7 protein-coding genes are annotated in these 10,495 nt (G+C 70.5%); 2 read left to right on the top strand and 5 right to left on the bottom strand.

Features of this window, described 5'->3' with window-relative positions; translation table 11 throughout:
• Positions 1-116 precede the first annotated feature (116 nt).
• Positions 117-3,257: a GH92 family glycosyl hydrolase gene (locus tag ACZ61C_RS05915; protein ID WP_465303337.1), complete on the bottom strand. Its 3,141-nt coding sequence runs from the start codon at positions 3,255-3,257 to the stop codon at positions 117-119.
• Between the two features lie 157 nt (positions 3,258-3,414).
• Between ACZ61C_RS05915 and ACZ61C_RS05910 the strand changes: the two genes are divergently transcribed.
• Both ACZ61C_RS05910 and ACZ61C_RS05905 read left to right on the top strand, forming a co-directional pair.
• Positions 3,415-4,110, top strand: coding sequence for a response regulator transcription factor (locus ACZ61C_RS05910; RefSeq protein WP_465303335.1), 696 nt, complete (start codon positions 3,415-3,417; stop codon positions 4,108-4,110).
• Positions 4,100-6,007 carry a sensor histidine kinase gene (locus tag ACZ61C_RS05905; RefSeq protein WP_465303333.1) on the top strand — a complete coding sequence of 636 codons (1,908 nt, stop codon included), beginning with the start codon at positions 4,100-4,102 and terminating at the stop codon, positions 6,005-6,007. The genes ACZ61C_RS05910 and ACZ61C_RS05905 overlap by 11 nt, the downstream gene beginning before the upstream one ends.
• Positions 6,008-6,747: 740 nt before the next feature.
• Here ACZ61C_RS05905 and ACZ61C_RS05900 read toward each other — a convergent pair.
• From ACZ61C_RS05900 to ACZ61C_RS05885, 4 genes are read right to left on the bottom strand one after another with little or no spacing between them, the layout of a single operon-like run.
• Complete coding sequence (locus tag ACZ61C_RS05900; RefSeq protein ID WP_465303331.1) at positions 6,748-7,431, bottom strand: hypothetical protein; 684 nt, start codon at positions 7,429-7,431, stop codon at positions 6,748-6,750.
• Positions 7,432-7,440: 9 nt separating this feature from the next.
• Entirely contained in the window at positions 7,441-8,268 is an 828-nt protein-coding gene (locus ACZ61C_RS05895; protein ID WP_465303329.1) for a carbohydrate ABC transporter permease, read from the bottom strand.
• Positions 8,258-9,142 carry a carbohydrate ABC transporter permease gene (locus ACZ61C_RS05890; protein WP_465303327.1) on the bottom strand — a complete coding sequence of 295 codons (885 nt, stop codon included), beginning with the start codon at positions 9,140-9,142 and terminating at the stop codon, positions 8,258-8,260. Before ACZ61C_RS05890 ends, ACZ61C_RS05895 begins: the two co-directional genes overlap by 11 nt.
• Positions 9,139-10,431, bottom strand: a complete 1,293-nt coding sequence (locus ACZ61C_RS05885) for an ABC transporter substrate-binding protein (RefSeq protein ID WP_465303325.1) — start codon at positions 10,429-10,431, stop codon at positions 9,139-9,141. Before ACZ61C_RS05885 ends, ACZ61C_RS05890 begins: the two co-directional genes overlap by 4 nt.
• Between the last annotated feature and the right edge of the window lie 64 nt (positions 10,432-10,495).

The following is a 10,495-nucleotide window of genomic DNA, read 5'->3' as shown; positions in this document are numbered from 1 at the left end:
CTCCGGTGTTTTGGAGCTGCGACGATGAGTTCCAAAACCCCCCAGCACCCTTCCTCCCCCCCCTTTGGGGGGGGGGGGGGTTGGGCCCCCAACACGCCCCCCCCCCCACGACAGCGTCAGGCGAGGCCGATCGCGAACACGTGCAGGTCCGCGTCGGCCGGCAGGGTCACCGAAGCGATCTGCTTCCCGGCCGGGGCGTCGAACGGCGCCGTCGCGTACACCGACGCCCCGCCGCCCGGGCCGCCCGGCTGGTTGCGGTGGTCCGCACGGGCCACCAGCGTGTTGCCGAACACCGGGTCCGTGCCACCGCCCGGGAACACCCAGTCACCGAACGACAGGTCCGCCTGGCCGGTCGTGCCGTCGGTGAACGTGACCGTCGCCGAACCGCGGTGGTCACCGTTGGACGCCGTGCCGACGAACGACAGCCGGGTCCCGGACAGCTGGATCGTCTGCCCGGCCGCGACGACGTTGTCCGGCCGCCCGGCGGGCGCGGCGGGCCAGGTGAACGTCGTGCCCACGGCCTGCGCGGGCTTGCCGCCGACCACGCCGGCCGCGGCCAGCGCCTGCCGGGAAAGGCTGTTCCCGGCGCCGTCGATGTCGGCCGAACCCGTGTCGCCGTCGTCGGAGACGCCGACGTTCGAGTACGCCGCCGCGAGACCGTTCTTGGGCGCGACCAGCACGATCACCGAGCCGGGCACCGACGTCGCCCCGCCGCGGACGGTCACCGGCACCTGGTAGTACCCCTCGGGTGTCCCGGCGGCCACGGCGACCGTCAGCTTCGCCGTGCCGCTGCCGGTCCGGTCGTCGAGCCGCAGCTGCCGCGGCCCGGTCACCGTGATCCCGGGCGGGGCCTGGGTGGACACGTCCAGCACGCGGTCGTGCCCGCCCAGCCGCTGACCGCTCACCGTCGCCTGGCCGCTGGTCCCCGGCGAGACGACGACCTGGTTGGTCGCCGACGTCAGGAACGGCTTCTCGTTGTCCTGATAGGACGGCGGAACCGAGTTCGCCGCCCACCGCTTGTCCGGAGTGGACTGCAGGGAGAAGTCCAGCCGGCCGCCGTCGCGCGCGGTGTTCGCGGGCAGGTACGTGCGGTCCCAGTCGTGGCCGTTCAGCGAAAGGTCGTGGACGTACGGTGTGGTGGCCGAAGCGCGCGGCGCGCGGAGGTCGATCGTCCGTCCATTCGGGAGGGACAGCACCGCGCGCTCGAACAACGGGCTCGCCACGACCAGGTCCGGCGTCCCCGGCGTGGCCGGGTAGATGCCGAGCGCGGCCCAGACGTACCACGAAGACTGCGCGCCGAGGTCGTCGTTGCCCGGCTCGCCGTCGGGGGTCGCGCTGAACAGCGTCGTCGCGATCTCGCGGACCACCGCTTGCGTCTTCCACGGCTGCCCGACGTGGTTGTACAGGAATGGAACCCCGAAGTCGGGCTCGTTGCCGGCCCACATGTTCGGCTCGTTCGGGCCGACGTTCAGCTTCTGGAAGAAGGTGTCCAGCCGCTGCGAAACCGCCGCGGGCCCGCCCATCGCCGTCACCAGCCCGGCCGGGTCCTGCGGCACCAGCCAGGTGTACTGCGCGGCGTTGCCCTCGTCAAAACCGTCTTGGCCGAACTTGCCGGGCGGCGGCGGGACGTAGGCCGGGCCGTCCGGGAAACGGCCGTCCTGCGCCCGCGGCTGCAGGTAGCCGGTCAAGGGGTTGAAGATGTTCTGCCAGTTCTGGCCGCGCTTGGTGAACTCCCGGGCGACGTCGCGGTCGCCGATCCCCTGCGCGAACTGCGCGATGGCGAAGTCGTCGATCGCCCATTCCAGGGTGATCGACGCCCCGACCCGCGCGTGGTCACCGCGCGAGGCGTCGTTGTTCGGCAGGTACCCGCGCGCGACGTAGTCGGAGATGCCGCGGCGCTCCTGGTACGCGCCGGGTGTGTTGTCGACCGAGGTCGCCCCCTTGACCAGGTACTTCAACGCCGTCTTGACGTCGAAGTCGCGCGCGCCGAACGCGTACAGGTTGGAGATCAGCGCGACCGAGCTGTCGCCGGTCATCTGGCCCGTGTAGCCGTTCGCCATCGGCCAGCGTGGCCACCAGCCGCCCTGCACGGCGTCGTTCGTCAGCGACTGCGCCATGTCGCTGGCTTCCTTCGGGAACAGCATGGCGTGCAGCGGCGCGAGTGAGCGGTAGGTGTCCCAGTCGGAGAAGTTCGCGTACTGGTGACGCGCCTTCGGCAGCGTCCGGACCTGGTTGTCGAAACCGATGTACCGGCCGTCGGCGTCGTCGAAGGTGTTGGGGTGCATGAGCGAGTGGTACAGCGAGGTGTAGAACGTCTTGAGCTGGGCGGTGTCCTTACCCGCGACGCGGATCTTGCCCAGCGCCTGCGTCCACCTGTCCCGAGTGGACTTCCGGACCGCGGCGAAGTCGAAGCCCGGAACTTCCGCCGCCGCGTTGGCCTTCGCGCCGTCGACGCCCACATAGGACATCGACACCTTGGCGTGCACGGTCCCGGACCCGAAGGTCAGGTACGCGCCCGCCCGTGGCGAGTCGACGCTGTCGGTGTCCGGCTTCACCGAAGAGCCGTCCCAAGTGCCGTGCGCGGTGAACGGCTGGTCGAACGTGATGTCGTAGTAGACCGTGTAGTGGTTCCCCTTGCCACAGAAGTTGCCCGTGGTGGCCGAGCCGCTGACCTCGCGGTCGCCGGTGACCTTCAAGGTGGCGGCGGAGTTCCCGGCGAGGCTCGCACCGCCCTTGACGAGCACCTGCGGCGTCGAGCCGGCCGGGTAGGTGAACGTCGCGAGCCCGGTGCGCGTGGTCGCCGTCAGCTCAGCCCGGACCTTCGAGTCGGCGAGCGTCACGGCGTAGTAGCCCGGCTCGGCCTTCTCGTCGTCGTGGGTGAAGTGCTCGACGCGGTCCCAGGGCGCGCTTCCGACGTCGCCGGTGACCGGCAGGATCGGCACGTCACCGAACGCGTTGCAGCCGACCGAGGCGTGGTCGAGGCTGAAACCTCGGATCTGATCGGAGTGGTACTGGTAGCCGGCGTACGCGCCTTGGGTGTCCGGCGAGAACTGCATCATCCCGAACGGCGCCGCGGGACCCGGGAAGTTGTTGATCTCACCGACCGAACTGCCGCCCCGGCCGGTGCCGATCAGCGGGTCGACGTAGGCCGAAGGGTCCCCGACCAGGGGTGACATCGTTGTCGGCGCCGCCGAAGCGACAGCGGGTGCCCCGAGCACCGCCGTCGTCACGAGAGCCGCCATGAACCTGAACCGCACCGGGTGCCTCCCGATCAACGCCGACCATTTCATCCGACCTTTGCCTGCCCCGGGGCCCGGGGTCAACACTTTGACAAAGACCTGGCTCGTGCCCGGAGGTGTGAAGATCCGGTCAGGATCGGGTGGCCGCCTTGTCAGGACGCCTAACCTCGACGCCGTGTGCGCACGTGTGCTGGTCGCGGAAGACGACGAGAAGCAGGCCGAGGTCCTCCGGCTCTACCTGGAGAGCGAGGGACACACCGTCGTGCTGGCCCCGGACGGCCGGGCAGCGCTCGACGAAGCCCGCCGCGAGCGCCCTGACCTGCTGGTTCTCGACGTCATGATGCCCAAGGTCGACGGCCTCGACGTCTGCCGGATCCTGCGCGGCGAGTCCGACGTCGCGGTGCTGATGCTGACGGCCCGCGCCACCGAGGACGACCTGCTGCTCGGCCTCGACCTCGGCGCCGACGACTACCTGACCAAGCCCTACAGCCCGCGCGAGCTGATGGCGCGCGTCCGCACGCTGCTGCGGCGCACCGCGGCCCGCCGCGAGCCGCCGGACACGGCGTTGCGCGTCGGCGCGCTGCGGCTCGACCCGGTGCGGCACGAGGTGTCGGTCGACGAGCGCCCGGTGGAGACGACCCCGGGTGAGTTCCAGCTGCTCGAGACGCTGATCCGGCAGCCCGGGCGGGTGTTCACCCGGCGGCAGCTGCTCGAGCTGACCCGCGGGGACGACCGGTTCGTCAGCACCCGCATCATCGACGTCCACGTGCTCAACCTGCGCAAGAAGATCGAGCCCGACCCGCAGCACCCCGCGTACCTGCGGACGGTGTTCGGCGTCGGGTACAAGCTGACGGACGAAAATGGGTCGTAGCCGCTTCCCGCGCCGGCGCAGCCTGGTCGTCCGGCTCACCGCCGTCTCGCTGCTCATCGCGCTCGGCTCGATCGCCGCGACCGCGTGGCTCGCCGTGCAGACCACCACCCGCGCGATCCAGCAGGAGCAGGGCCAGGCGCTCTCGGGTGACGCGACGATCTACACCGAGCTGCTCGGTTACGCGGCGGCCAACCACACGTGGGACCTGGCGGGGCCGAAGCTGCGGGCGCTGTCCGAGCAGACGGGCCGCCGGATCGTGCTGACCACGATCGACCGCCGGGTGCTGGGCGACTCCGGCGGCGCACCGGTCACCCTGCCGGTGAAGGCGACCGCGTCGGTCGACCCGCTGCACGTCGACCCGGTGCTGCTGCCCGAGGCCGGCACCAGCGGCATCGACCCGCGCGCGGTGGGCCCGTTCAAGCTGCCGCCGAACGAGCGCGCCGACCTCGACGGCCTGGCCAGGAAGGCCGTCGCCTGCCTCGACTCGCTGGGCATCACCGGCCAGGTGCGGGAGTCGGCGAGCGGGCGGGCCCAGCTGACCGGCGCCGACCCACTCAGTGTCCGCTACTTCGCGGGCAAGTGCGGGATCTACGAGCTGGCGGAGCCCACCCCGACCGAGCGGACCGCGCTCGACAGCCTCAACGAAGCGGTGAACCGCTGCCTGCAGAGCCAGGGGGCGGAGGCGGTGAAGCTGAGCCTCGACCTCGAAGTGCTCGGGGCCCCGGACCAGGGGCCGAGCCAGAGCTGCCTCGACTCGGCCCGGCGCGAGCAGCTCACGCCGTTCGTCGCGCCGCCCGCGTTGCTGTTCACCCTCGGCCCGAGCGGCTCGCAGCTGCCGACGTTCACGCTGTCGCGGGAGAACCTCACCCGGATCCTCGCGGTCACCGGCGGTGTCCTGGTGCTGGCCGCCGCGATCACCGTCCTGGTCGCGCGGCGGCTCGCCCGCCCGCTGCGCGCGCTGACCGAAGCCGCCCAGCAGGACCGGCCGGCGCCGGTGAAGTCCCGCGACGAGGTCGGCTACCTCGCCACCGCGTTCAACGACCTCACCGCGCGGCGCGAGCGCATCGAGGAGCAGCGCAAGGCGATGGTCAGCGACATCGCCCACGAGCTGCGCAACCCGCTCAACGTCATCCGCGGCCGGCTGGAGGCCGCCGAGGACGGCCACCTGCCGTTCGACCACACGCTGAGCGCGTCCCTGCTGGAAGAAACCGTGCTGCTGCAGCACATCGTCGACGACCTGCAGGACCTCGCCGCGGCCGACGCCGGGCAGCTGCGCCTGCACCCCGAACCGCTCGACGCGGCCGAGCTCGCCGGCCACGTCGCCGCCGCGCTCGCCGACCGGGCCGCCGCGGGCGGGATCACGCTCACCGTCGAGGCCACCGGCGAGAGCGTGGTGGCGGCCGACCCGGTGCGCCTGCGCCAGGTGGTCGGGAACCTGGTGACCAACGCGATCCGGCACACGCCCGCCCGCGGCCGGGTGACGATCCGCGTGTCGTCCACTGTGGACGCCGTGACACTCGCCGTCGCCGACACCGGCACCGGCATCCCCGCCGCGGACCTGCCGCACGTGTTCGACCGGTTCTGGCGGGCCGAGAAGTCCCGCAGCCGCCAGACCGGCGGCAGCGGGCTCGGCCTCGCCATCGTGCGCCACCTCGTGCAGGCGCACGGCGGCACGGTGACCGCGGAGTCCGAAGTGGACGCCGGGTCGACGTTCACCGTCCGGCTACCGAAGCCGGATCTCCGTGGTGAGGGTCCCGGGGTGCGGGACGCGCAGGACGTGCAGCCGCCGGGCGCCGTCGCGCAGGAAGGTGACGGCGGTGGCGGTGACGGTCGCGCCCAGAGTGGTTCCCCAGCCGATCGTGATCGTCGTGCCGCGGCGGCGGATCGTCAGTCCTGACGCGGTCGCGGTGGTGTTCACGCCGTAGGCGACCGGTGTGCCGTCGGAGAAGCGCACGTCGTCACCCGGGTGCAGGACCAGCGGGACCTGCTCGGTGAGCGGTGTGGTGCCCCGGACCGCGCGGGTGACGGTGTCGCGGGTGATCGTCAGGTCGGTCCGGATCCGGGTGTCGAGGCCGTACCGGATGACGACCGGCGCGGAGCCGGGCGCCTTCCGGCTGCCGTCCCACCCGCGGTCGCCGATGAAGAACGCCGAGTCCAGGAGGCCGCGGGCGTCCGGGCTGCCGTTCGGGAGCAGCCTGGCCCAGCAGGCCCTGCGCACCTCGGACGTAGCTCGACGCCGCGTGCCCCAGAACCCGGCGAGGTACAGCTCCGGACGGCGGACGTAGCAGTAGACCTGGTTCAGCTCGTCGTCCCGCCGCTGCACGGCGAAGTCGGTCGAGCGCAGGTAGGGCAGCCGCCGGAGCGCGGCCTGTTTTGCGCCGTGCGATGGGAAAGCCTCGCCGTAGGAGACGTGGGCGAGGATGCGCGGTGAGGTGTCCTGTTTGGCCGGTCCGATCGCCGGGCCGGGCGTCTTCGCCCACCGCCGCCGGCTTTCGGCCCGGTCCTCCCGGATGGTGAAGAACGCGGCCAGGTCCGGGATCTCCGGCACGAACAGCGACGCGAGGTTGGTCCGGTCGGGGTCCGGGATGACGTCGTCGTATGAGGAGACGTGCGTGCGGCTCGACGTCGCGACGTAGGTCAGCGAACCCCGCCGTCGACCGTGACCGCGGTCTCGACCACGGCCGCATCAACACCGTCGATCGGGTGGGCCCAGATCGGGTTGGCCGGGTCGAGGAACCACGTCATGCCCTGGTGCAGGGCGGCTTCCAGCTGCGCACGCCGGGCGGGCAAGGCGTTGACCTGCCGCAGGTTGGCGAGCGTCTTCGCCAGGTAACCCAGGCCGAACCCGGTGGCGGCCTTGGACTTCTCGGTGATCGAGTACTCCGGGAACGAACCGTCGGCGTGCTGCAGGTTCAGGTAGTGCGCGATCGCCGCGTCGAGCCGGTTCCGCAGCGCGGGATCCAGGAAGTACGGGTTCCACGGCCTCCGGTTCGCGTAGAACCAGCTCAACGTGTAGACGTGCTCCTGGACCCGCGCGTTGTACGGCTCGCTCGGCGTCCGCCACCAGCCGCCACCGAAGAAGCCCAGGGCCGGATCGGTGCTGACATCGTTGACAATGCCCGGCAAAATGGCGAGGTAAGGCGCAAAACGCTGCTCCACGGGGCTGAACAGCCGCCGGTCGGGCGCGCCAGGCGGCAGCGGGGCGAGCGGCGGGTACGGCCCCGTCGACGGCGGCACCTCGGCCGACGCCGTCCGTGCGCCCGCGAGGCCGAGTACCCCGGCGGCCGTGGCTCCGCCGAAGAAGGTTCTGCGATCGAGCACGACTGCCTCCTAGCCTTTGAGGCCGCTTTGGGCGAGCCCTTCGACGAACTGGCGTTGCGCGATGATGAACACGACCAGGACCGGCACGACCGTGGTGGTCGCGGCGGCGAGCTGGACGTTCCAGAGGTGGCCGCCGTAGACGTCGACGTACTGCGTCAGCGCCACCGGCAGGGTGAACATGTCCTTGTCGGTCAGGTAGACCAGCGGTTCCAGGAAGAAGTTCCACGTGTTCAGGAACGTGAAGATGGCAACGGCGGCCAGCGCGGGTTTCGCGATCGGCAGGGCGACCCGGCGGTAGAGCCCGAACCGCGAAAGGCCGTCGAGCCGCCCGGCCTCCTCCAGCTCACCCGGGATCGTGATGAAGAACTGCCGCATCACGAACGTCGCCAGCACGCTCGGCGCGCCGAAGACCGGCACGACGATCAGCGGCCAGTGCGTGTTGGTCAGCCCGAGGTCGTCGACCACCCGGAACAGCGGGATGATCGTGACCTCGCTCGGCACCATCAGTCCGATGAGGATCAGCCCGAACAGCTTTTCGCCGCGGAACCGGATGCGGGCGAACGCGTACCCGGCGAGCGAGGAGAAGAACATCGTGCCGAGCGTGACGAGCACGGCGATGTACAGGCTGTTGAAGTACTGCTGCGCCAACGGGAAGTCCGTGAACGCGGCCCGGTAGTTCTCCCAGTGCGGCTGGTTCGGGAACAGTTTCGGCGGGTACGCGAGCACCTCGTTGGCCGGCAACAGCGACGCCGTGATCATCCACCAGGTGGGGAACACGAACGGCACGGCCAGCACGACCATCACGGCGTAGGTGGCGATCTTGGCCCTACGACTCATGGAACACCCACCGCTTCCGCATCCGCCACTGCAGCAGCGTGAGCACGAGGATCACCAGGAACAGCACCACGGCCAGCGCGGAGCCGTAACCGAGGTCGTGGTTGGCGAAGGCCTGCTGGTAGAAGTAGAAGACCAGGACGTTGGTGCTGTCCGCGGGCCCGCCGAGGGTCAGCACCTGGATCTGCGCGAACACCTGCAACGCGCCGGCGACGGTGATGATCGCCGTGAGCAACGTCGTCGGGCTGATCATCGGCAGGATCACCGACCGGAACCGGCGCCACGGCCCGGCACCGTCCAATTGCGACGCCTCCATGATGGATGATGGAATCCCCTGCAGCGCCGCGAGGAACAGCACCATGTTCAGCCCGACGTTCTTCAGCACCTGCACCACGATCACCGACAGCATCGCGGTGCCGTTGCCGCGCAACCAGTTCGGGCCGTCGACGCCGATCGCCTGCAGCAGCGAGTTGATCCCGCCGTTGTCCTGCAGGAGGAAGTTCCAGACGATCGTCCACGCGACGAGCGTGACGACCACCGGCGAGAAGAAGACCGTCCGGAACACCGTGGTGCCGCGCAGTTTCAGGTTCAGCAGCAACGCCAGCGAAAGCGCGAGGGCCAGGTTCAGCACGACCAGGCCGACGCAGAAGATCGCCGTGGCGCGGGCGACCTTCGGCGCGGTCGGATCGTCGAAGAGCTTCGCGTAGTTGTCCGCGCCCGCGAAGGACGACGTCCCGGCCAGCAGGTTGACGTCCTGGAAGCTGTACCAGACGACGGCGGCCAGCGGCGCCACGACAAAAGCGAGGAAGCCGAGAGCCTGCGGGGCGATGAAGATCCACCCCGCGAGCTCGTCGCGCTTCTTCGAGGTGAGGGTCATTGGCTCAGCGCCGGGTCGATCGCCTGGCAGACCCCGGCCAGCGCGGCGGGCACGTTCGCGTCCGGCTTCCACATCGGGTCCAAAGCGGACTGGACGAGCGACGCGATCCGCGCGCTCCCGGTGTGCGACGGCAGGACCGCGCCCGTCTTGATCCCGTTGACCACGACGTTCTGCAGCTGTTCCTGGCTGAACAGCGGGTTCGCCTTGGCCAGGGTGGCCGCGTTGAGCAGGCTGTCGCGGGCGGGCGGGAAGTACTGGCCGAGCTTCGCCGAGTTGGCCGGGTTGGTGAAGAACGCGAGGAAGTCCGCGGCGGCCTTGGCGTGCTTGCCCTTCACCGGGACGCCGATCCCGGCTTGTCCGACCACCTGCGCGTTCGCCTTCGGCCCGGCGGGCAGCGGGACGATGCCCCACTCGAACGGCTTGGCCTTCAGCAGCCCGGCCCGGCTGATCTGCGCGATCGTGAGACCGCTTTCCCCGGCGAAGAAGTCCGCCGTGGTGCCCGGGCCGGGCAGCGCCTTGTCGGTGAAGATCGCCTGGTGCAGGAAGGTCATCGCGGACGTCATCTCGGGGCTGGTGAACCCGCAGGTCCGGCCGTCCGGGCCCCAGGCGTCGGCGCCGAAGCCGCGCCACACCGAAGCGAGCAGCACCCACTGCTTGTACTCGAACTCGCGGATGACCAGCCCGGCCTTGCCGGTGTCCTTCGCGGCGACCTGGGTGGCGATCCGCTTGGCGGCGTCCCAGGTCCACCGTCCACTCGCGAGCAGCTGGTCGGGGGTTTCGGTGATCCCGGCCTGGGTGAGCAGGTTCTTGTTGTAGAACATGCCGAACGGCGACGTCGAGAACGGGTAGGCGTAGAGGCCGCTGTCCTTGGTCCACAGTTTTGTCGCGGACGGCACCAGCTCACCGGCGTTGTACCCGGCGGCCGCGTCCAAAGTGGGCTTCAGGTCGGTGAGCGCGCCGGACTGGACGAAGTCGGGCGCGTCGCGCTCGAGGATCCACGCCAGGTCCGGCGGGTTGCCGCCGGAGAGCTGGGTGGTGAGCGCGGCCGAGTACGCGCTGGTGTCGCCCGGGACGACGTCGAACTTGACCGACGCGACCTCCGGGTGGGCCTTGCGGTACTCGGTGGCGATGGAGTCGAAGAGGGCGAGCTGGTTCTTGTCGGTGGTCCAGACCGTCATGCGCAGGGCGATGTTCGTGTTGTCACCGGCGCCGCCCGAGCAGGCGGCCGAAGCCAGTGCGACGGCGGACACGGCCGCGGCGACGAGCAGCCGGGCTCTCTGGTAGGCCACGATGCCTCCTGGTTATTCGAATTAGCAGCGACGGTAAGCGTCGCCTTCCGGGCTGTCAACAGCC

This window comes from Amycolatopsis sp. NPDC104587 (assembly GCF_055583645.1).
This window is presented reverse-complemented; position numbering and strand designations above follow the sequence as displayed.

Coding starts and splice junctions, on each gene's coding strand:
- ACZ61C_RS05905 (WP_465303333.1), top strand. CDS start 4,100: ATGGGTCGTAGCCGCTTCCCGCGCCGGCGCAGCCTGGTCGTCCGGCTC.
- ACZ61C_RS05895 (WP_465303329.1), bottom strand. CDS start 8,268: ATGAGTCGTAGGGCCAAGATCGCCACCTACGCCGTGATGGTCGTGCTG.
- ACZ61C_RS05890 (WP_465303327.1), bottom strand. CDS start 9,142: ATGACCCTCACCTCGAAGAAGCGCGACGAGCTCGCGGGGTGGATCTTC.